At 61.8% G+C, this 21,092-nt stretch carries 17 protein-coding genes; 8 read left to right on the top strand and 9 right to left on the bottom strand.

All coding sequences use genetic code 11. The features are described from left to right. Nucleotides 1–34: 34 nt before the first annotated feature. From PQR62_RS05995 to PQR62_RS06025, 7 genes are all read right to left on the bottom strand, one after another. Nucleotides 35–922 carry an urease accessory protein UreD gene (locus tag PQR62_RS05995; RefSeq protein ID WP_408155803.1) on the bottom strand — a complete coding sequence of 296 codons (888 nt, stop codon included), beginning with the start codon at nt 920–922 and terminating at the stop codon, nt 35–37. A 178-nt stretch (nt 923–1,100) separates the two neighbouring features. Next, a complete protein-coding gene (gene urtE, locus PQR62_RS06000) occupies nt 1,101–1,799 on the bottom strand; it encodes an urea ABC transporter ATP-binding subunit UrtE (protein WP_408155805.1) in 699 nt (232 codons plus the stop codon). Between the two features lie 98 nt (nt 1,800–1,897). Beyond that, nucleotides 1,898–2,755 carry an urea ABC transporter ATP-binding protein UrtD gene (gene urtD / locus PQR62_RS06005; protein WP_408155807.1) on the bottom strand — a complete coding sequence of 286 codons (858 nt, stop codon included), beginning with the start codon at nt 2,753–2,755 and terminating at the stop codon, nt 1,898–1,900. Further along, complete coding sequence (gene urtC / locus PQR62_RS06010) at nt 2,752–3,891, bottom strand: urea ABC transporter permease subunit UrtC (protein WP_408155809.1); 1,140 nt, start codon at nt 3,889–3,891, stop codon at nt 2,752–2,754. The genes urtD and urtC overlap by 4 nt, the downstream gene beginning before the upstream one ends. Beyond that, nucleotides 3,888–5,501, bottom strand: a complete 1,614-nt coding sequence (urtB, locus tag PQR62_RS06015; RefSeq protein WP_408155811.1) for an urea ABC transporter permease subunit UrtB — start codon at nt 5,499–5,501, stop codon at nt 3,888–3,890. The genes urtC and urtB overlap by 4 nt, the downstream gene beginning before the upstream one ends. Nucleotides 5,502–5,851: 350 nt before the next feature. Continuing rightward, the gene (gene urtA, locus PQR62_RS06020; protein ID WP_408155813.1) at nt 5,852–7,105 is read right to left on the bottom strand and encodes an urea ABC transporter substrate-binding protein; all 1,254 of its coding nucleotides are present in this window, start codon (nt 7,103–7,105) and stop codon (nt 5,852–5,854) included. 569 nt (nt 7,106–7,674) lie between these two features. After that, nucleotides 7,675–8,535, bottom strand: a complete 861-nt coding sequence (locus PQR62_RS06025; protein WP_408155815.1) for a ferritin-like domain-containing protein — start codon at nt 8,533–8,535, stop codon at nt 7,675–7,677. Between the two features lie 259 nt (nt 8,536–8,794). Between PQR62_RS06025 and PQR62_RS06030 the strand changes: the two genes are divergently transcribed. Further along, a complete protein-coding gene (locus PQR62_RS06030) occupies nt 8,795–9,256 on the top strand; it encodes an OsmC family protein (protein WP_408155817.1) in 462 nt (153 codons plus the stop codon). 33 nt (nt 9,257–9,289) lie between these two features. Here PQR62_RS06030 and PQR62_RS06035 read toward each other — a convergent pair whose 3' ends face one another. Further along, nucleotides 9,290–11,035 carry a diguanylate cyclase gene (locus PQR62_RS06035; protein ID WP_408155819.1) on the bottom strand — a complete coding sequence of 582 codons (1,746 nt, stop codon included), beginning with the start codon at nt 11,033–11,035 and terminating at the stop codon, nt 9,290–9,292. Between the two features lie 57 nt (nt 11,036–11,092). Further along, the gene (locus PQR62_RS06040) at nt 11,093–12,337 is read right to left on the bottom strand and encodes an ABC transporter substrate-binding protein (protein WP_408155821.1); all 1,245 of its coding nucleotides are present in this window, start codon (nt 12,335–12,337) and stop codon (nt 11,093–11,095) included. 430 nt (nt 12,338–12,767) lie between these two features. On the opposite strand from PQR62_RS06040, the gene PQR62_RS06045 reads away from it, so the two are divergent. The 7 genes from PQR62_RS06045 (at nt 12,768) to PQR62_RS06075 (ending at nt 21,050) form a co-directional block, all read left to right on the top strand. Further along, on the top strand, nt 12,768–13,991 hold the full coding sequence (locus PQR62_RS06045) for a Bcr/CflA family multidrug efflux MFS transporter (protein ID WP_408155823.1): 1,224 nt from the start codon (nt 12,768–12,770) through the stop codon (nt 13,989–13,991). Between the two features lie 348 nt (nt 13,992–14,339). Further along, the gene (locus PQR62_RS06050) at nt 14,340–15,065 is read left to right on the top strand and encodes a FadR/GntR family transcriptional regulator (protein ID WP_408155825.1); all 726 of its coding nucleotides are present in this window, start codon (nt 14,340–14,342) and stop codon (nt 15,063–15,065) included. Between the two features lie 93 nt (nt 15,066–15,158). Beyond that, nucleotides 15,159–16,805 carry an ABC transporter substrate-binding protein gene (locus PQR62_RS06055; protein ID WP_408155827.1) on the top strand — a complete coding sequence of 549 codons (1,647 nt, stop codon included), beginning with the start codon at nt 15,159–15,161 and terminating at the stop codon, nt 16,803–16,805. 213 nt (nt 16,806–17,018) lie between these two features. Then, nucleotides 17,019–17,972 carry an ABC transporter permease gene (locus PQR62_RS06060; protein ID WP_408155829.1) on the top strand — a complete coding sequence of 318 codons (954 nt, stop codon included), beginning with the start codon at nt 17,019–17,021 and terminating at the stop codon, nt 17,970–17,972. A 3-nt stretch (nt 17,973–17,975) separates the two neighbouring features. Continuing rightward, nucleotides 17,976–18,893, top strand: coding sequence for an ABC transporter permease (locus tag PQR62_RS06065; protein ID WP_408155831.1), 918 nt, complete (start codon nt 17,976–17,978; stop codon nt 18,891–18,893). Continuing rightward, nucleotides 18,890–20,023: an ABC transporter ATP-binding protein gene (locus PQR62_RS06070; protein WP_408155833.1), complete on the top strand. Its 1,134-nt coding sequence runs from the start codon at nt 18,890–18,892 to the stop codon at nt 20,021–20,023. The genes PQR62_RS06065 and PQR62_RS06070 overlap by 4 nt, the downstream gene beginning before the upstream one ends. After that, on the top strand, nt 20,016–21,050 hold the full coding sequence (locus PQR62_RS06075; RefSeq protein WP_408155835.1) for an ABC transporter ATP-binding protein: 1,035 nt from the start codon (nt 20,016–20,018) through the stop codon (nt 21,048–21,050). The genes PQR62_RS06070 and PQR62_RS06075 overlap by 8 nt, the downstream gene beginning before the upstream one ends. Nucleotides 21,051–21,092 lie beyond the last annotated feature (42 nt).

Genomic DNA, 21,092 nt, shown 5'->3' on the forward strand with positions numbered 1-21,092 from the left:
AGCGTCTGCTTGCCCTCATTTTCATCAATTCCAATCAAGTATTCCAGATACGCGGTATCACAGCATCGCGCTTCAGCACGGCCGGCCGCAACTGCATCCAGGCCTGTTGCAGCCAGTGCCGCGCCGTCTCGCTGGACTGACCCATGTAACGCGCCACCAGCACCTGCTTCATCAGCGTCGCACCGCTGCGACCGGTGATGCTGTTGCCCACTTCGCGCACGCGCGCCAGCAGCGCCGCATCCATGCCGTCGCCGACCGCGATCAGCGTCGCGCAAATAGTCTGGCCGGACAGCGCCAGAGGACTGTGCATGGCGCCGCTGCCGCCATCGATGGCGCCTTGTTCGAACCACAGCAATTTGCCGCCGCGCCGGATGCTGGTGCATTGGCCGATGCGGCCGCCGGTGAAACTCTCGCCGGAAGCGGTGCGCCCGAAACACAGGATCTCGGCGCCGATGTAGGCGGCGTCGGCCGCCAGTGTCACCTCGTGCTGCATGCGCACGTCGGCGCCGTCGAAGAAAATGGTTTCCTGCGGCAGCCATTCCAGCGTGGCGCCGGGGCCTGCTTCCAATCTCACGTTCTGGCGCGAGACCTGGCCGTTGGCGCGATACCATTTGCCGGCGCCGGGGGTGGTCAGCAGGGCATGCGCGCCGGCGCCAACACGCGCTTCGATGCTGAGCTGATCGCCGCCGACGATGCCGCCGGGCGGATGCACGATCACCGCATGGCAGACCGCGACCTGCTCCGGATACAGGGGCTTTTGCACCCGCAGCGGGCCGAAGTGGCTGCGCTCGGTCAGGCGCGTGGTGCCGGCGTCATCGGTGAAGCCCAGCTTGAGGCGCGCGTGATCGGCGGCATGCCGTTTTTCGGCGGGCGCGCTGAGATTGCTTGCGGATGAATCGGAATGGCCGGTAATGCGTTTCATGCGAATTCTTTTCGTTGCTGCTCCGGGGTTTGTCGCCGCCATCCTGCCCTGCGCGATAGCGCCGTGGGCCGAGGTCGCCTGAAGCGCTGTTATAACAGACCTGCCGCAAAAAAACATGCGCCGCAATGATGCGGCGCGAGGGTTTTTCATGCATGAATGGCAAGGGCCGCAGCCCGGCTCAGACTGCCAGATGTTTCTTGACGTTTTCGTCGTCCATCTGATCCTGGGTGCCGGCCGCCACCACTTCGCCGCGCGACATCACGACGAAGGTATCGGCCAGCTCGCGCGCGAAGTCGAAATACTGTTCGCACAGCAGGATGCCGATGTCGCCGCGCGCGCGCAGCAGGCTGATCACGCGGCCGATGTCCTTGATGATGGAAGGCTGGATGCCTTCGGTCGGCTCATCCAGAATGATCAGCTTGGGCTCGGCCAGCAAGGCGCGCGCAATCGCCAGCTGCTGCTGCTGACCGCCGGACAGATCGCCGCCGCGCCGGTGCAGCATTTCCTTCAACACCGGGAACAGTTCATACACTTCGCCCTTGATCACCGAGGCCTTTCTGCCGGACTTGGTGGCCATGCCCATCAGCAGGTTTTCTTCCACCGTCAGGCGCGCAAAGATTTCGCGGCCCTGCGGCACGTAGGCGATGCCCAGCTGCGCGCGCTGGTGCGGCTTCAGTCTGGTGATGTCCTGGCCTTCCAGCTTGACCTGGCCGGCGGCCACCGGCAGCACACCCATCAGGCATTTCAGCAGCGTGGTCTTGCCGACGCCGTTGCGGCCCAGCAGCGACAGGCACTTGCCTTTTTCCACGTTGAGCGAAACGCCGCGCAGGGTGTGGGCGGCGCCGTAATACTGATTGATTTGATCGACTTGCAGCATGATCTTTTCCTGTTGTTCTGCGACCGGCCGGGCTGCCTGGGCATCCGGCGCGGCGCATGTTCGCGATCTGAGCTTGGTTGGTGCAGGGCGGATGGAAATCAGCGGCCCAGATAAACCTCGATCACGCGTTCGTTCGACTGCACCTGCTGCATATTGCCTTCAGCCAGCACCGAACCTTCGTGCAGCACGGTGACCTTGCCGCCTTGCGCAATCTCTTCGACGAAGCCCATGTCGTGTTCCACCACCATGATGGAATGCTTGCCGCGCAGCTCGTTGAGCAGCTCCGCGGTGCGCACGGTTTCGGCGTCCGACATGCCGGCCACCGGTTCATCCAGCAGCAGCAACTGCGGCTCCTGCATCAGCAGCATGCCGATTTCCAGCCACTGCTTCTGGCCGTGCGAGAGCAGGCCGGCCACGCGGTGTTCCTGACCGTTCAAGCGGATCAGTTTGAGGATCTCCTCGATCTTGCCGATCTGTTCCGAGTTCAGGCGCGCGAACAAGGTGGTCTTGACGCGCTTGTCCATCTTCATCGCCAGTTCCAGATTCTCGAACACGGTGTGCTGCTCGAACACCGTCGGCCGCTGGAATTTGCGGCCGATGCCGGCGTGCGCGATTTCGTATTCGGTCATCTTGGTCAGATCGATGGTCTGGCCGAAGAAGGCGGTGCCGGCGGTCGGCCGCGTCTTGCCGGTGATCACGTCCATCATGGTGGTCTTGCCGGCGCCGTTGGGACCGATGATGCAGCGCAGTTCGCCCACCGAGATATCCAGGTTCAGATTGTTGATGGCGCGGAAACCGTCAAAGGTCACCGTGATGTTTTCCAGATACAGGATCGCGCCGTGGGTGGTGTCCACGCCCTCGGGTTTGATGCGCTCGTACGAGGTGCCGTAAGCGGCGTGCTGGCTATTGTCGACCGTGCTGCCCAGGCCGCGGGCACCGGTATGGATCTCGCTCATGCGGCCTCCTTGGTGTGGGTGGTGGCCGGTGCGCCGGCCTCAGGCTTGCCCTTGCGTTTCAGTTTCTGGATCAGGCCGACAATGCCCTGCGGCATGAACAGCGTGACCAGAATGAAGATCAGGCCCAGCGCAAACAGCCACAGATCGGGGAAGGCGGCGGTGAACCAGCTCTTCAGTCCATTCACGGTGAAGGCGCCGATGATGGGGCCGAGCAGCGAACCGCGTCCGCCGACGGCGGCCCAGATCACCATCTCGATGGAGTTGGCCGGCGACATTTCGGACGGGTTGATGATGCCGACCTGCGGCACATACAGCGCGCCGGCGATGCCGCACAGGACGGCCGACAAGGTCCACACGAACAGCTTGAACCACAGCGGGTTGTAGCCGATGAACATCAGACGCGATTCGGAATCGCGCACGCCCTGCAGCACCCGGCCCAGCTTGGAGGTGACGATCATGCGGCACAGCATCAGCGCGCCGAACAGGAAGCCCAGCGTCACCAGATACAGCACCGCCTTGGTCGACGGCGCCGTGATCGTGAAGCCCAGAATGCGCTTGAAGTCGGTGAAGCCGTTGTTGCCGCCGAAGCCGGTGTCGTTGCGGAAGAACAGCAGCATGAAGGCGAAGGTCATGGCCTGGGTGATGATCGAAAAATACACGCCCTTGATGCGCGAACGGAAAGCGAAGTAACCGAATACAAAAGCCAACAGACCCGGCACCAGCACCACCAGCAGCATGGCGAACCAGAAGTGATCGCTCATCCACCAGTACCAGGGATAAGCCTTCCAGTTGAGGAACACCATGAAGTCCGGCAGATTGCTCTGATACACGCCGTCGCGGCCGATGGCGCGCATCAGATACATGCCGTGCGCATAACCGCCGAGCGCGAAGAACACGCCGTGGCCGAGCGACAGGATGCCGGTGTAACCCCACACCAGATCCAGCGCCAGCGCCGCCAGTGCGTAGCACATGAACTTGCCGATCAGCGCCACGGTGTAGCTGGAAATATGCAGCGCGCTGTCGGCCGGAAACACCAGATTGCAGATCGGCAGCAAGGCCAGGATCACGGTGCAGCCCACGATGCCGGTCCAGGCCGGGCGTGAAAACAATGATGGTCGCATCAGCATGGTGCTCATTCCACGCTCCTTCCCTTGAGTGCGAAGAGACCTTGCGGGCGCTTCTGAATGAAGACGATGATGAATACCAGGATCGCGATCTTGGCCAGCACCGCGCCGGCCACCGGCTCCAGGAATTTGTTCACCTCGCCCAGCCCGAATGCCGCAATCACGGTGCCGGCCAGCTGGCCGACGCCGCCCAGCACCACCACCATGAAGGAGTCGACGATATAGCCCTGGCCGAGGTCGGGGCCGACATTGCCCAGCTGCGACAAGGCGACGCCGCCGAGACCGGCGATGCCGCAGCCGAGGCCGAAGGTCATCATGTCGATCTTGCCGGTGGAGACGCCGACGCAGGACGCCATGCGGCGGTTCTGCGTGACGGCGCGCACGAACAGGCCGAGCCGCGTCTTGTTCAGAATCAGCCACACCGCGAACACCACGAACAGCGCGAAGAAGATGATCACGATGCGGTTATAGGACAGCACCAGCGAACCCATCACCGTGACGCCGCCCGACATCCAGCTCGGATTGGCGACCTCGACGTTCTGCGCGCCGAAGATGGAGCGCACGCCCTGCATCAGCATCAGGCTGATGCCCCAGGTGCAGAGCAGGGTTTCCAGCGGCCGGCCGTAGAGCCAGCGGATCACCAGCCGTTCCAGCGCAATGCCGACTGCGGCGGCGACGATGAAGGCGGCCGGCAAGGCCACCACCAGATAAGCATCGATCGCGCCGGGAAAGAATTTACGAAATACCAGCTGGCAGACATAAGTGGTGTAGGCGCCGATCATCAGCAACTCGCCGTGCGCCATGTTGATGATGCCCATCAGGCCGAAGGTAATGGCCAGACCGAGCGCCGCCAGCAGCAGCACGCTGCCCAGCGAGATGCCGTAGAACAGCTTGCCGGTGAAGTCGACGATGGACAGATGGCGGTCGAGCGCGGACAAGGTGCGCACGGCTTCGATGCGCACGCTTTCATCGGGCTCGGCATAGCTGCCGTCCGGATTCTTGGCCAGCAGCTGTTCCAGCGCCGGCCGCAGCGAAGCATTGGTGGTGTCGGCCAGAGTCTTGACCGCAGCCCGGCGCGTGGCCGGATCAGTCGCATGCAGATTGGCGGTGGCTTGCACCTGCTTCAGCACGTCCTTGATCTGGGGATCGTTTTCCTTGCTCAGCGCTTTTTCGATCAGCGGCAGTTGCGCCGGATCGGCATTCTTCAGCAGATCGATGGCGGCCGCCAGACGCACGCCGCGATCCTCGGACAGCAGCTTGAGGCCGGACATGGCATTGTCGACCGCGCCGCGCAGACGGTTGTTGACCGAGATGCCTTCGGCATCGTCCGGGGTCGGCCCGGTCTTGTCGGTGGCGGGATTAAAGGCATTGCTGTCGTCCACGATCAGTACGTCGCCGGCGGGGGTCGCATACAAGGCATCGCTGCCGAGCGCCTTCAGAATTCTGACGGCATCATCATTGGCCAGCGCGGCGATCTTGTTGACGGCTTCGATGCGGGCATCGGGATCGTCGCCGGCCAGCGGTTTCAGCAGCGCCGGATCGATCGCGGCCTGGGCGGCGAAGGCATGCACGCACAGCCAGCTTGCGAGCAATGCGCGAGAGAGCTTCTTGGCAATTTTCATTTGGCTTTGGTTGCGCGTCGACCCGGATACGGTGCACGGTGCGCGAGAAACAGCGAGCGCATCGGCGAGCGGAAGGCGGATCGGACAGCGGCTGTATTGTCGTGGGAAGCGGTATAGCGTGTACAAAGCAGTGCAGCGTGGCATGGCGACATAGCGAGCTACGCCGTCGTCGCCCGGCAGCGGCCGGAACCCGCCTGGCTTGCGGCTGCCGATCGGCTTGCCTGGACCGCATACACGGTCAGCAGCCAGACTTTGCATCGGCAACAGGTACAAACGGGGCGGCCTTCCGCATGCGCGGAAGCGACGATGGCGCCGGCCCGTTCATCAGAGAACGGGCCGGCGATCAGGCCTTACATCTTTTGCTTGCCTTCGTTACCCGGGATATACGGGCTCCACGGTTGCGCGCGGATGGTGGTCTTGGTCTTGTTGACCACGTTGAACTGACCGTCGGCCTTGATTTCGCCGATCATCACTGGTTTGTGCAGGTGATGGTTGGTCTTGTCCATTTCCAGCGTGTAGCCGGACGGCGCCTTGAAGGTCTGGCCGCCCATCGCTGCGATCACCTTGTCGGTGTCGGTGGTCTTGGCCTTTTCAACCGCCTGCTTCCACATGTAGATACCGACGTAAGTCGCTTCCATCGGATCGTTGGTCACGACGGTGTCGGCGTTCGGCAGGCCCTTGGCCTTGGCGTAGGCTTTCCACTTCTTGATGAAGGCGGTGTTGACCGGATTCTTCACCGATTCAAAGTAGTTCCAGGCAGCCAGGTGGCCCACCAGTGGCTTGGTATCGACGCCGCGCAGTTCTTCTTCACCCACCGAGAATGCGACCACAGGCACGTCGGTCGCCTTCAGGCCGGCATTGCCCAGTTCCTTGTAGAAGGGCACGTTGGAGTCGCCGTTGATGGTCGAGATCACGGCCGTCTTGCCGCCTGCGGCAAACTTCTTGATGTTGGCGACGATGGTCTGATAATCGGAGTGGCCGAACGGTGTGTAGACCTCATCGATATCGGAATCCTTCACGCCCTTGCTGTGCAGGAAGGCGCGCAGAATCTTGTTGGTGGTGCGCGGGTAAACATAGTCGGTGCCCAGCAGCACGAAGCGCTTGGCGCCGCCGCCTTCTTTCGACATCAGATATTCGGTTGCCGGGATCGCTTGCTGATTAGGCGCGGCGCCGGTGTAGAACACATTCTTTTCCAGCTCTTCGCCTTCGTATTGCACCGGATAGAACAGCAGGCTGTTCAGTTCCTTGAAGACCGGCAGCACCGACTTGCGCGAGACCGAAGTCCAGCAGCCGAACACCACGGAAACCTTGTCCTGCGAGATCAGCTGGCGCGCTTTTTCAGCGAACAGAGGCCAGTTGGAGGCGGGATCGACGATCACCGGTTCCAGTTTCTTGCCCATCACACCGCCATTGGCGTTGATTTCATCGATGGTCATCAGCGCCACGTCTTTCAGCGATGTTTCGGAAATCGCCATGGTGCCGGACAGGGAGTGCAGGATACCAACCTTGATAGTGTCTGCTGCAAAGGCGGACGGCAGCCAGGACGACGCAGCAAGTGCAAAGGCGCCGAGTGCTGTTGCTTTCAGAACGGTGCGACGTGACATGAATGTGCTCCCACAGTAGGTAGTAGTAGAGTCGATGGTTTTTTTTAACTGCCCCTGTGCTTTAGCAGAATGCGTGCCAATCGATGAGGGCCGGATGCTGCGCGCATCAAAGCGGGGCAAGTGCGAGTCCCGCCATGTCTTCAGGCTGTGTCAAGCCTGTTAATTTTTCGCACCAAAATGATTCGACCCAATGGCATTCATCGCAACATCGAATTTGTGTGACTCATGAAGGCGCATTTATGTGCACGATATTGGGGCGTTTTAGCCGGAAATATAAAGTTGCCGACAAAAAACTAAAGATTTCCCGCAAGCCTGCGCGAGCTTGTGCACCAGATCGGGCAACAATCTGGTGCAACAATATTTTTTGACAATGTGGATTGAAGAGGTCTGCGAACCGATTCAGCAGCAAGTTCGCGTGGATGGAATGGATTCGCTCAAGCTTCCCCGGCCCGGGATGCATTCGGACAAACGCGAGCGTATTGCTTTGCGAGCTTGTCTGTCAGCCCGGAACCATCAGTTTGGAACAATCCCCTCGGAAGACGCGCCGTCTAAGCATTCGTCCGGAACAATCACCGCAGGAAAACCCGCTGCATCAATTGCCGCATCGGAAACTCGATCAGGCTTTGCAGCAGCCTTGGCAACTCCAGCGGCCGCATGATCATCTTGATGGTCGCTTCCGGCCGCAGATTGATGCGCACCGTTCGGCTCATCTGCGATTCCAGCCGGCGCAGCAACGCGGCGTCGTCGGCATGCGCCGGATCGTGCATCCTCATCACATGGCGTATGGCGCAGTCGGCGTCTTCGTTCTTCAGCTCCATGGTGCGCCGGCTCAAGGTGCCGAGCACGCGCGAACGGCCTAGTCCTTCCTTGCTGCGATAGCGGCGGAAGAAGCGGAAGAAGCGGTAGAAGTGCTTGTAGTGATTGACTTCGTCATTGGCGATCAGCGTCGCCAGTTCGCGCAACACCGGCTCATCGGTGGCGCACGCCAGTGCGCGGTAATAAGTGGCGGTGCCGGTTTCCACCACGCAGCGCGCCGCCAGTTCAAGGGCGCGCGTGCGTTCCAGCAGCTCGACCTTGCAGTATTGCGAATATTCTTCAATGAAACCCTGGAAGGCGCGTTCCCATTCGAACTCCGGCCAGACATGCTCGACATAGGCGCGCAGGGCGCGGCCGTGCTGCAGTTCTTCCACCTCCCATTGCCGGCGCAGCCAGTCCGAAACCTCGGCATCGCCCTGATAAAACTCGATCAGATTATGCGTATACAAATCCGACCCGCTTTCCACGAAGGAGGCGCAGGCCACCAGATAGAACAGATTTTCGTCTTCCCTGACGCGAGCCAGGTCGATGCGCGAAAAATCCAGATCTTCGATGCGCCAGTGTTGTCTGGCGGGCGAACTGGCTGATGATGCTTGCGGCTGCGTTCCTGACATCGTATTCCTCCGGGTCCATTGGCATAAACGATATGATGAGGCGGCCTCCGTTTGGTTGCAGTGCAGTCGACCGCATTTGCACATTGTTGCAAGCCTGACGAAAGGCTTACGGCGGCTGGCGGCGACTGGCGGTGAGCGCAGCGACGATCTAAAATGCTGCGGCGCTTTTGATACTGCCCGGCGCTGGTTTGCAAACCTTGGCAAGCCTGGCGGCGATCGTCCGGCTTGCCGGGTCCATTTCTTCACATCGAGATTTCTCATGCACAAATACACCGCTACCGTGACATGGCAAAGAGACAATGCCGTTTTCAGCGACAACCGCTACAGCCGTGCGCATAGCTGGAGTTTCGATGGCGGCGCCAGGGTGCCGGCTTCTTCCTCGCCCTTGTCGGTGCCGTTGCCGATGTCGGAGGCTGCCAATGTCGATCCGGAAGAAGCGCTGGTGGCGGCAACCTCAAGCTGCCATATGCTGTTCTTCCTGTCGCTGGCGGCGCGCCGCAAGCTGATTGTGGACAGCTACACCGACGCCGCCGAAGCGGTGATGGAAAAGAACGCCGAAGGAAAGATCGCCATCACCCGCATCACGCTGCGTCCGCAGATCGTGTTTGCGGACGGCACGCAGCCGGAGCAGGCGGTGCTGGATGAACTGCATCATGCGGCGCATGAGCAGTGTTACATCGCCAATTCGCTGAAGGCGGAAGTGGTGGTGGAAGCGGTCTGAGATCCAGCTGGTGTTGACTGAGTAGCCGGCAACTCAGATCTCCAGTTTCGACTGCAAGGGGTCGTCTTCGCCCACCACCATGCGATTGCGGCCCTGATATTTGGCGTGATACAGCGCCTGGTCGGCGCTGCGCAGCAGGCGTTCCGGCGTCATGTGTTCATCCGGCAGCACCACCGCGACACCGATGCTGGCGGTGACATAAGCGAACGGCGAGCCGGCGTGCGGAATGCGCAGCGCCGCGATCGCTGCGCAGATGTGTTCGGCATGCTGGACTGCGGTGGCGACATCGCTGTCGGCCAGAATCAGAGCGAATTCCTCGCCGCCGTAGCGCGCCACCAGATCGCTGGCGCGGCGCGCAGTGGTCTGCAGCAGGCGCGCCACCGTGCGCAGACATTCGTCGCCATCCTGGTGACCGTAGCGGTCGTTGTACTTCTTGAAAAAATCCACATCCAGCATCAGCAAAGCGACCGGCGTCTGCGCGCGCGTGGCGCGCCGCAATTCGGTGGCCAGCGCATCATCGAAACGGCGCCGGTTGGCCACGCCGGTGAGGCCATCGGTGGTGCTCAGTTCTTCCAGTTTGCGATTGGCCAGTTCCAGGTCGCGGGTGCGTTCCGCCACTTGTTCCTCCAGTTGCTCCTTGTGCTGGCGCACACTGCCCGACATGTCATTGAACTTGCGCGACAGCACCGCGATTTCGTCGCTGCCGTCCTGTTCCAGACGCAGCTTGTAATTGCCGCGCTCGGTTTCCTTGATGATGTACATCAGCTTGCGCAGCGGTTGCGAAATGCTGCGCGAAATCAGATAGGACAGCAGCAGCGAGGCGATGAAACACAGCAGACCGATGTACACCATTGTTTCGCGCACCGAGAGCACCTCCGCATTCAGCTTGTCGCGCGGCGTGACGCTGACCACCAGCCACGAGGTATTCGGAATCTCTGCGAAAGCGGCCACGTAGGCGATGTTGCCGCGCGCGGTGTAGGTGGCGAAATTGTCGCTTCGGCTTTGGGCCAGACTGGCGCCTATGCTGTGCATCAGATTGGGATCGGCTACTCCGGGGATAGGATCGCCGGTGCGTTCGCTGCCGCGGATCACCACTTCGCCGTTGTTGCGGTCGAGCACAAAGATGTTGGAGTCGTAGCCGAGGTTCACGCTGTCGAAGATGCCGGAAAAATGGCTGGGCTTGATGCCCACGAACAAGGTGCCCGCCGGGCGGTTGTTAGCGATGAAACGGATCGGCCGCAGCATGACGATGCTCTTTTGACCGGGCGCCGAATTGTAGCTTTGCCAGTGCGGGGAATAGCCGCCGGCCGGCACTGCCTTCACCAGTTGCTCCACGCTTTTGGCCAGTTGCGGAAAGACCTGGGTATCGACCATCTGATGCTCGCGATCGAGCAGGTATTTCTGGTTGATATAGGAGAACGAGCCATAGCTCTCCAGTAGCACTCGTGTCAGCGCGGTGCGGGCAGCGACGCTGGTGGCCTGATCTTCGCTGTAATAATCGGTGAGCTGACTTTGCAGCCGGTCGGATACGCCAAGCTCCTCGCTGGCGGCTTCGATCTTCTCCATCTGCAGGCGCAGATTCTGCGAAATCTGGTTGACGATCTGGATCGAAAAGACGCGCACCTTTTCCTGCGTCGCCCGCGTGGTTTCGCGATAGGAGATCACGCCCGAGATCAGCAGCGGCAACAGCGATACCAGAATGAAAGAGCTGATCAGGCGATACCTGATCTCTATCTTCCGCAGGAAGTGCAAAGAGAAATAATCCAGTAACTTGCGCATGAATCCGCTTCTGATGTCAGCAATCTTCAGCCGCCTGGAACGCTGGCCGCCGCATCGCTATTTGTTATTCGTATGGGCCTGATCCCTGAGGGATTGATTCAATATCTGCGCAGCCTGCTGTGGCGATTTCTTGCCGAACAAGACGTCCTGCAAGAGCGGGTGCAGCAAATCTATCGTACCGGAGGGCAGATAGGAATAATAGGGGCCGGCGCTGACTTCGGTGTTCTCCAGCCGGCTCACATAGTCGAAGATCTGCTGGTCCACCACGGCGGGCCCGGCCAGTTGCTTGAGCGGCGGAATATTCTGGCGTTTGTTCTGTTCGATCACGAAACCCGGGCCGTACAGAAAATCGAGAAACAGCAGCGCCGCCTGCTTGTTGCGCGTTTCGCCGACGGCAAAGCCGGTCTCGCTGCCGATCACCGGCACAGGCTGGCGGCCGGCGTCGTTCCAGGGCGGCATGAAAATCCCGCTCTGAAATTTCTTGTCGCGCAGCAGCGTGCCGGCCGCCCAGCTGCCCTGAAACGTCATGGCCGCCTTGCCGTCGACGAACAGACGCAGCGCTTCGTCATAGCCGGTCTGCATGTAATTCTTTTGCAGGCAGCCGCGTTCCGCCAGCAGCTTCATCCTGGCGAAGATGTCCGCAGCTTGCGGCGTATCCAGAGCCAGACTGCCGTTGGCGATGCGGGCTTTCCAGTCGGGCACGGCGGCGGCGATATTGTTGCTGAAGCCGGAGCTGAAGGGGCCGTTGGCCAGCATGTTGGGGAAGCCGCCGCTCAGCGCCAGCGGCGTGATGCCGGCCTTCTTCAGCATCGTGCAACTGTTCAGGAAGGCATCGAAATCGGTGGGCGGGGTGCTGATGCCGGCGCGCGCAAACAGGTCGCGGTTGTAATAGATGAGGGTGGTGGCGACGCCGCCGGCAATACCGAAGCGCTGCCGCTGCCGTGAAGTCCAGTCGGCCTTGAGGAAGTCATGCATATTGTCCCAGGCCGCGGTGTCGCCGAGGTCGGCCAGCAAGCCCTGATCCGCCAGTTCGGCGGTATACCGGTTGGGATTGACCGAAAAGATATCGGGCAGATTGTTGGACGCGATCTTGGGTTTCAGATTTTCTTCCACCGAATTGCCGATCATGAATTGCACGTCGACCTGAATCTCCGGATGCAGGCGCGTGAATGCTGCGGCAATCTCATGCATCTGATCCGGCCAGTCCGGCGCCCATACCAATGCAGTCAATATTGTCGGTTTGACAGCGGCGGCCGGCTTGCTGCTGTCCGGCGTCTGCTCGCAGGCGCTCAGGCATGTCATTATTGCAAGCAGACTCAGCCAGCGAAAAATGGCGGGCGGAACTGAATACGGAAACGTAATCCAGTAGTGCGCCGAAGTCATTCTGTCTGTTGATCGGCCCTGTCGATTCATGCTTTCCCTTGCTGCCTTCAGCAGCTGCTTTTGTTTGCCGGCGCCTGTTCAGAGCAGATCCCGGCAATTCAACGATGCGCCGCCGGGTTCGGCCTCCCCGGTTCCGAATCTCGGCAAAAAGCAGTGTGCCAGTTTTTTGAACGGTTGTGCTGTTTTGCGTGGCCCACCCCCGGCGCGTCCTGCGCGCGCCTGAAAGATTCCGTCGCAAACGTTATAATGAGCCGCACCTGATGCCTGTCCGGCCCGCCCGGACTGCCTCTGACCGGCCAGTGCTGCACAGCCCGGCCCACGCCTTTCACCGCCTCACATCACTCTCTTCATGCAAACAGATGCTTCGCCCTTGCAGGGCCGTTTTCCCCTATGGCTGGCCATTCTTGCCGGTCTGACCGCGATGGGCGCTTTGTCCATCGACATGTATTTGCCCAGTTTTACATTCATCGCCGCCGACCTGCAGGTCGGCAGCAATATGGTGCAACTGACGCTGGCCAGCTTTCTGGTGGGTCTGGCCACCGGCCAGATGTTCTACGGTCCGATCAGCGACCGCTTCGGGCGCAAGCCGCCGCTGTATTTCGGCATCACCGTGTATGTGATCAGTTCGGCGCTGTGCATCTTCGCGCACAACATCGAAATGCTGATCCTGCTGCGCTTCTTCCAGGGCGTGGGCGGCAGCGCCGGCATGGTGATCCCGCGCGCCATGGTGCGCGATCGCATGGGCGCCGAAGGTTCGGCCCGCGCCTTCTCGATGCTGATGCTGGTGTTCGGCCTGGCCCCGATTCTGGCGCCCTTCATCGGCGGCCTGATGCTGGTGTTCGCCAGCTGGCGCGGCATTTTCGTGGTGCTGACCCTGTTCGGCCTGCTGTGCCTGATCGGCACCCACAAGAAACTGATTGAAACCGTCGACACCGCCAAGGCCGAGCCGCTGCATCTGGGCCGTACCCTGCGTCAATACTGGGGGCTGCTGCGCCATCGCCAGTTCATGGCCTATGTCCTGTGCGGCGGTCTGGTGCAGGCCGGCATGTTCGCCTATATCTCCGGCGGGCCGTTCGTGATCATCGAACTGCACGGCATCAAGCCGCAGTATTTCGGATTTGTGTTCGCCTCCAACGCCATCGGCCTGATCGGCGGTTCGCAGATCAATGCGCGACTGGTGCTCAAGAGTTCGGCTGAGCGCATTCTGGGCAAGGCCTTGTGGATGCCGGCGGTGCTCAGCGTAGTGGTGGCGGTGCTGGTGGCCTGTGGCGTCAACAGCCTGCCGGTGTTGCTGATCGGCTTCTTCGGTTTCCTCTCGGCCTATGGTTTCGTCGGTCCCAACTCGGCGGCCGTGGCGCTGGCGCAGCAAGGTCGCCAGGCCGGCGTGGCGGCGGCGCTGATGGGCACGCTGCAGTTCGGTCTGGGCATGCTGTCGGGCGTCGTGATGAGCTTCTGGCACGACGGCACCGCCTTGCCGCTGGTGAGCGTGATGGCCTTCTGCGGCGTCGCCGCCTTCGTGATGTATCACTTCGTCGCCAAGCATGCGCAGCCGGCGCCGGCGCTGGTGCGTTGATCCCGGTGCCGGTTGAGCGGCTGACAAGCAGGCTCGCACGCCAATAGGAAAAAAGCCCGGCAGTGAAAACTGGCCGGGCTTTTTTGCGTCCGGACTCTTTCCCGTGCTCGCAGTCGATCCCGATTTTGCACGCTTGTGCATCAGGAGCACGCATGAAATTCGTGCGTCTTTGCCATTTTGCACCGGCTTAAGCGCTGCCTGTCGTTCCCGTCCGGCCTGTCTGAAGCACAGTCTTTTACGCGCAAAGGCAAGCCCAGCCTGATGTTGTTGCCGTTTGGCACGCCTATTGCTATCTCGCTCATCGCGGTCTGACCAGTCAGACCATCGCAGGATTACCAGGGACTTCCGATGAGCATGCCCAATATCGCAGCACAGACCTTGCAGCGGCAAATTCTTTCCGGCACTTACCAGCCCGGCGAGATGCTGCCCAGCCAGCGCGAGCTATCGGAATCCATGGGCATCAGCCGCGCCTCGCTGCGCGAAGCCTTGTCGATGCTGGAAGCGCTGGGCTTTATCCGCTCGGTGCCCGGCAAGGGCACGCTGGTCACGCCAAGACGCGGGGGCAGCATGAGCGACGCGGTGCAGGATCGCGATGCCGAGGTCATCGACAGCACCGACCACATGCCGGAGGCGCCGTCCGCCGCCGACGTGGCCGCCACGTTCCAGATGCGCTTCGTGATGGAGTCGGCCGCCGCTGCGCTGGCTGCGCGCCGCATCAGCGCCCACGTCACGCCGCGTCTGTGGGGCATACAGGCGCGCTTCGAAGATGCCCTCAAGACGCTCGATCTGGTCAGCGCCTCGCATGCCGATCTGGAGTTCCACCAACTGATCGCCGAGCTGTCCGGCAACGCCCATTTCCAGCAAGTCATTATCGATTTTGAAAGCCGCATCAGTCACAGCCTGCGCGTGCCTTTCGGCGACCACGAACATGAGCGCGTGTGGGCGCCTGCCGCCGAACATCGCGCCATCGCCGCCGCCATTTCCGCCGGCGATGCCGACGGCGCACGGCTGGCCATGCAGACCCATTTGCTGAATGCCGCAGCGCGTTTCGGCGTCGCTTTCATGCAGCCCTAGCCGGCGGCCTCCTGTTTATGCAGTTGCTTCATCTGTCGTTGTCCTCACGTCGTTATCACTGACTTACTGTCTATAACCAAGGAACGCATTGATATGAAATTTCCAAAAACAGCAAGCCTGACGCTGGCCCTGACCCTGGCATTCGGTGCGCTCGCCAGTGCGCATGCGGAAAAGGTGCTGCGCATCGCCATGACGGCCGGCGATATCCCGCGTACGCTGGGCCAGCCCGATCAGGGCTTTGAAGGCAATCGCTTCACCGGCATTCCGATGTACGACAGCCTGACGCAATGGGATCTGAGCAAGGCCGACAAGGCCAGCGAAGTGATTCCCGATCTGGCGCTGTCGTGGGCGGTGGACGCCAAGGACAAGACCAAATGGGTCTTCAAGCTGCGTCCTGGCGTGAAATTCCATGACGGTTCGGCCTTCAACGCCGACGCCGTGGTGTGGAACGTCAACAAGGTGCTGGACAAGAATGCACCGCAATTCGACCCCAGCCAGGTCGGCGTCACCGCCTCGCGCATGCCGACCCTGCGCAGCGCCAAAAAGATCGACGACATGACGGTCGAGCTGACCACCTCCGAGCCGGATTCCTTCCTTTCGATCAACCTCACCAATCTGTTCATGGCCTCGCCGGCGCAGTGGGAAAAGAAGCTGGCCGCCGTGCCGGCCTCGGTGACCGACAAGGGCGAACGCGCCAAGCAAGCCTGGGCCGCCTTCGCTGCGGATGCTTCCGGCACCGGTCCGTTCAAGATGAGCAAGTTCGTGCCGCGCGAGCGCCTGGAACTGGTCAAGAACGACGGCTACTGGGATCCGGCACGCCGCCCCAAGATCGACAAGGTGGTGATGCTGCCGCTGCCGGAAGCCAACTCGCGCACCGCCGCGCTGTTGTCCGGCCAGGTCGACTGGATCGAGGCGCCGGCGCCTGACGCGCTGGACACCATCAAGGGCCGCGGCTTCAAAATTTACTCGAATCCGCAGCCGCACGTATGGCCGTGGCAGCTGTCCTTCGTGCCCGGTTCGCCCTGGCTCGACAAGCGCGTGCGCTACGCCGCCAACCTGTGCATCAACCGTCCGGCGATGAAGCAATTGCTGGGCGGCCTGATGGGTGAAGCCACCGGCACCGTGGAGCCCGGTCATCCATGGCGCGGCAACCCGACTTTCCAGATCAAGTACGATCCGGCCGCCGCCAAGAAGCTGATGACCGAAGCCGGTTATTCGGCCGCCAAGCCGCTGACCGTGAAGGTGCAGATTTCGGCTTCCGGCTCCGGCCAGATGCAGCCGCTGCCGATGAACGAGTTCATGCAGCAGAACCTGAAGGATTGCTTCTTCGACGTGCAGTTCGACGTGATCGAGTGGAACACGCTCTACACCAACTGGCGCATCGGCGCCAAGGATCCGAGCGCGCATGGCGCCAACGCCACCAACGTCAGCTTCGCTTCGATGGACCCCTTCTTCGCGATGGTGCGCTTCGTCGATACCAAGGCAGCGCCGCCGACCTCCAACAACTGGGGCTTCTACAGCAATCCGGACGTGGACGCCCTGATCGCCAAGGCCCGCACCACCTTCGAACCCAAGCAGCGCGATGCCTTGCTGGCGCAGTTGCACGCCAAGATCGTGGATGAAGCGCCGTTCGTCTGGGTCGCCCACGATACCGGACCGCGTGCGATTTCAGCCAAGGTCAAGGGCGTGGTGCAGCCGCAAAGCTGGTTCATCGATATCGCCACGATGTCGATGGATTAAACAGTAAAGGCAACAAGGTGAACGGCGCATGCATGAACGTGCCGTTCGCCGGTTTCAGATTCACAGCAGCAATGGCGGCGCAGGCACCCCCGGCTTCAGGGCGCATGCGTCTTCATCCCCTTGTTTTTATCCTGTTTTCTGGACCCCATGCCGCAGTAAGGTTCTTGATTGGCGCAGGCCAATGCAGACCGCGCTGCGCAGGCAAAGAAGCCCATGATTTCCTATCTGCTACGCCGCATTTCCTACGCACTGCCCATCATGCTGGGCGTTGCCTTTCTTTGTTTCATGCTGGTTCACATCGCACCGGGCGATCCGCTGGTGTCGATCCTGCCGCCTGATGCTTCCGTCGATCTGCAGAAGCAACTGATGGAGCTGTACGGCTTCAATCGCAGCTATCCCGAACAATTCTTCAGCTGGGTCTGGCGCGCGCTGCACGGCGACCTCGGCAGTTCCATCGCGACCGGCCGCCCGGTGGCGCAAGAGGTATTTCGCGCCGTCGGCAATACCCTGATGCTGGCTTCGCTGGCGACGCTGATCGGATTTTTCTTCGGCACCCTGTTCGGTTTCGTGGCCGGCTATTTCCGCAATTCATGGGTCGACCGCATCGCCTCCTTCATTTCGGTGATCGGCGTCAGCGTGCCGCACTACTGGCTGGGCATGGTGCTGGTCATCATCTTTTCATCGCAACTGATGTGGCTGCCGGCCACCGGCGCCGGGCCTGACGGTTCGGCTGCCTGGGTGTGGGATATCGAGCATATCAAATACCTGATCATGCCGGCCGTGACCATGTCCTTCATCCCCATGGGCATCATCTCGCGCACGGTGCGCGCGCTGGTGGCCGAGATCCTGTCGCAGGAATTCGTGGTCGGCCTCAAGGCGCGCGGGCTCAGCGAATTCGGTGTCTTCATGCATGTGGTCAAGAACGCCGCGCCGACCGCGCTGGCGGTGATGGGCCTGCAGCTCGGCTATCTGCTGGGCGGCTCGATTCTGATTGAGACCGTGTTCTCCTGGCCCGGCACCGGCTTTCTGCTGAATCAGGCGATCTTCCAGCGCGATCTGCCGCTGCTGCAGGGAACCATTCTGGTGCTGGCGCTGTTTTTTGTCGCCTTGAATCTGCTGGTCGATATCCTGCAGACCATCTTCGATCCACGTATTGAGCGAGCCTGAACCATGTCGACGCTAGCCACTGATCCATCTGCACCCGGAACTGCAGCCGCCATCCCGGCCGCACCTGTGATCTTCCGCCGTTCGCGCGGCCACTGGGCCAACGTCGCGGCGCGCCTGGTGCGCAATCCCGGCGCCATGATCGCCGCCGCGATTCTGCTCGGCCTGATCCTGATGGCGCTGGCCGCACCCTGGCTGATGCCGGCCGACCCCTTCGCCACCTCCATGTTCGCGCGCCTGAAACCGATCGGCACCGCCGGTCATCTGTTCGGCACCGACGAGCTGGGCCGCGATCTGCTGTCGCGTCTGATGCTGGGCGGCCGGCTGTCGCTGTTCATGGGCATCACGCCGGTGCTGATGGCCTTCGTGATCGGCAGCGGCATCGGCATTCTGGCCGGCTACGCCGGCGGCCTGATCAACACCGGCATCATGCGCACCATCGACGTGCTGTATGCGTTTCCCTCGGTGTTGCTGGCGATTGCCTTGTCGGGGGCGCTGGGCGCCGGCATCGTCAACGCGCTGACCTCGCTCACCATCGTCTTCATTCCGCAGATTGCGCGCATCGCCGAAAGCGTCACCACCCAGGTGCGCCGCAGCGACTACGTGGAAGCGGCGCGCGCTTCCGGCGCCGGCGCCTTCACCATCGTGCGCGCCCACGTGCTGGGCAATGTGCTGGGACCGATCTTCGTGTATTCCACCAGTCTGATTTCGGTGTCCATGATTCTGGCCTCGGGTTTGTCTTTCCTCGGGCTTGGCGTCAAACCGCCGGAGCCGGAATGGGGCCTGATGCTCAACACCCTGCGCACCGCGATCTACACCCAGCCATGGATAGCCGCCTTGCCGGGCGCCTTCATCTTCGTCACCTCGATTTCTTTCAACCTGTTGTCCGACGGTCTGCGTTCGGCGATGGAGGTCAAGCAATGAGCGGCTTACTTAGTTCCGATCTGGAAGCAATTGCAGCCCGTACGCCAGCTTCGCCTGCCGGCGACGATCCGCGCGATGTCGGTGGCCCGCGCCAGCCTTTGCTGGGGGTGCGCAATCTGCTCAAGCATTTTCCGCTCAAGCAGCAAGGGCTGCCGTTCATGGGCGGCGCCCGCAATGCGGTGCGCGCAGTCGACGGCGTCAGCTTCGATATCCTGAAGGGCGAGACCCTGGGCGTGGTCGGTGAATCCGGCTGCGGCAAATCCACCACTGCGCGGGTGCTGATGCAACTGATCGAACAGGATAGCGGGGAGCTGGTGTTCGACGGCCAGACCGTCGGCTCGCGCGCGCTGCCGCTGCGCCAGTTCCGGCGCCAGACGCAGATGGTGTTTCAGGACAGTTACTCCTCGCTCAATCCGCGCATGACGATAGAAGATTCGATTGCCTTCGCGCCCACGGTGCACGGTCTCGGCGGGCGCGCCGCTATCACCCGCGCACGCGATCTGCTGGCGCGCGTCGGCCTGCAGCCGGAGCGTTTCGCGGGCCGCTATCCGCATGAGCTGTCGGGCGGCCAGCGCCAGCGCGTCAATATTGCACGCGCGCTGGCGCTGGAGCCGCGCTTGGTGATTCTGGATGAGGCCGTGTCGGCGCTGGATAAATCGGTGGAGGCGCAGGTGCTCAATCTGCTGCTGGATCTGAAGCAGGAGTTCGGCCTCACCTATCTCTTCATCAGTCACGATCTGAACGTGGTGCGTTTCATTTCCGACCGCGTGCTGGTGATGTACCTCGGGCAGGTGGTGGAGATCGGCAGCGCCGATCAGGTCTTCGATCGTCCCAAGCATCCCTACACGCGCGCCTTGCTCAAGTCCATGCCCAGCATGGATCCCTTGCAACGGACCATGGAAGCGCCCTTGTCGGGCGATCCGCCGAATCCGATCAACCCGCCTTCGGGCTGCCGTTTCCACACGCGCTGCCAGCACGCGCAGACCATCTGCAGCCAGCGCGCGCCGACTTTTCGCGACGGCGCCGATGCGCATGGCGTGTCTTGCCTGCGCTACGAAGCCGACAGCGGCTATCAGGTCGACGCGTCATTCGAGCAGGGCAAAATCGCCGCAGAGGTGCAACATGGCTGAGCACAATACGACGCCGCAAAACATGGTGGTGCTGAAGAACCTGGAAGTCACTTTCAGCGCGCCAAAGAAACTGATCCGCGCCGTCAATGGCGTCAATCTCGAGGTGAAGCAGGGCGAGGTGGTGGCGCTGATCGGCGAATCGGGTTCGGGCAAGAGCGTCACGCTGCGTTCGATCATGCGCCTGCATCCGCCGCGCTCCAGCCGCATCAGCGGAGGGCTGAACGTGGCCGGGCAGGATGTGCTGGCGCTGTCGCCCAAGGCGCTGGCGGCGCTGCGCGGCGATCAGGTCGCCATGATCTTTCAGGAGCCGCTGCTGGCGCTCGATCCGGTCTACACGGTCGGGCAGCAGATCTGCGAAACCATACGCCGCCACAAGAAAGTGTCGCAGGCGGAAGCCCGCAAGCGGGCGCTGGCCTTGTTTGAAAAAGTGCGCATTCCGAGTCCGGAGCGCCGCCTCGATGCCTATCCGCACGAGATGTCGGGCGGCATGCGGCAGCGCGCGATGATTGCGCTGGCGCTGTCCTGCTCGCCCAAGGTCTTGCTGGCCGATGAGCCGACCACCGCGCTCGACGCCACCGTGCAGATTCAGATTTTGCTGTTGCTGCGCGATCTGCAAAAGGAGCTGGGCCTGTCCATCATCTTCGTCACGCACGACATCGGCGCCGCCGCCGAGGTGGCCGACCGCATCGCCGTCATGTATGCCGGCAAGATCATTGAGCAGGGCCCGGCCGCGCAATTGCTGACGCAGCCGCGCCATCCTTATACCTTGTCCTTGCTCAAGAGCCGCAGCCACGGCGCCATGCAAAAGGGCCAGCGCCTGGAAACCATCGCCGGCTCGCCGCCCGACCTTGCCAATCTGCCGCCCGGTTGTGCCTTCGCCGAACGCTGCGCGCATGCGCTGGAGGCTTGCCGCGCACAGCAACCGCCGGAGCAGAGCCTGGGCGCAGCGCATACCGTGCGCTGCATCCGCGTGCATGAGCTGGCGGCGTCGGGATTTTCTCCGGCGCCGGTCATCGCTGCAGCTTAAGTGCGCATGCCGCACAATCTCATCGCCGAGTTTCTCTTTTTC

Origin of the sequence: Herbaspirillum lusitanum (genome assembly GCF_046025995.1) — a bacterium.
Lineage (GTDB): Bacteria > Pseudomonadota > Gammaproteobacteria > Burkholderiales > Burkholderiaceae_D > Herbaspirillum > Herbaspirillum lusitanum_A.

Excerpts from the sequence above, each read along its gene's own strand:
- PQR62_RS05995 (WP_408155803.1), bottom strand. The coding sequence starts at position 922 with ATGAAACGCATTACCGGCCATTCCGATTCATCCGCAAGCAATCTCAGC.
- urtE (WP_408155805.1), bottom strand. The coding sequence starts at position 1,799 with ATGCTGCAAGTCGATCAAATCAATCAGTATTACGGCGCCGCCCACACC.
- urtD (WP_408155807.1), bottom strand. The coding sequence starts at position 2,755 with ATGAGCGAGATCCATACCGGTGCCCGCGGCCTGGGCAGCACGGTCGAC.
- urtC (WP_408155809.1), bottom strand. The coding sequence starts at position 3,891 with ATGAGCACCATGCTGATGCGACCATCATTGTTTTCACGCCCGGCCTGG.
- urtB (WP_408155811.1), bottom strand. The coding sequence starts at position 5,501 with ATGAAAATTGCCAAGAAGCTCTCTCGCGCATTGCTCGCAAGCTGGCTG.
- urtA (WP_408155813.1), bottom strand. The coding sequence starts at position 7,105 with ATGTCACGTCGCACCGTTCTGAAAGCAACAGCACTCGGCGCCTTTGCA.
- PQR62_RS06025 (WP_408155815.1), bottom strand. The coding sequence starts at position 8,535 with ATGTCAGGAACGCAGCCGCAAGCATCATCAGCCAGTTCGCCCGCCAGA.
- PQR62_RS06030 (WP_408155817.1), top strand. The coding sequence starts at position 8,795 with ATGCACAAATACACCGCTACCGTGACATGGCAAAGAGACAATGCCGTT.
- PQR62_RS06035 (WP_408155819.1), bottom strand. The coding sequence starts at position 11,035 with ATGCGCAAGTTACTGGATTATTTCTCTTTGCACTTCCTGCGGAAGATA.
- PQR62_RS06040 (WP_408155821.1), bottom strand. The coding sequence starts at position 12,337 with ATGACATGCCTGAGCGCCTGCGAGCAGACGCCGGACAGCAGCAAGCCG.
- PQR62_RS06045 (WP_408155823.1), top strand. The coding sequence starts at position 12,768 with ATGCAAACAGATGCTTCGCCCTTGCAGGGCCGTTTTCCCCTATGGCTG.
- PQR62_RS06050 (WP_408155825.1), top strand. The coding sequence starts at position 14,340 with ATGAGCATGCCCAATATCGCAGCACAGACCTTGCAGCGGCAAATTCTT.
- PQR62_RS06055 (WP_408155827.1), top strand. The coding sequence starts at position 15,159 with ATGAAATTTCCAAAAACAGCAAGCCTGACGCTGGCCCTGACCCTGGCA.
- PQR62_RS06060 (WP_408155829.1), top strand. The coding sequence starts at position 17,019 with ATGATTTCCTATCTGCTACGCCGCATTTCCTACGCACTGCCCATCATG.
- PQR62_RS06065 (WP_408155831.1), top strand. The coding sequence starts at position 17,976 with ATGTCGACGCTAGCCACTGATCCATCTGCACCCGGAACTGCAGCCGCC.
- PQR62_RS06070 (WP_408155833.1), top strand. The coding sequence starts at position 18,890 with ATGAGCGGCTTACTTAGTTCCGATCTGGAAGCAATTGCAGCCCGTACG.
- PQR62_RS06075 (WP_408155835.1), top strand. The coding sequence starts at position 20,016 with ATGGCTGAGCACAATACGACGCCGCAAAACATGGTGGTGCTGAAGAAC.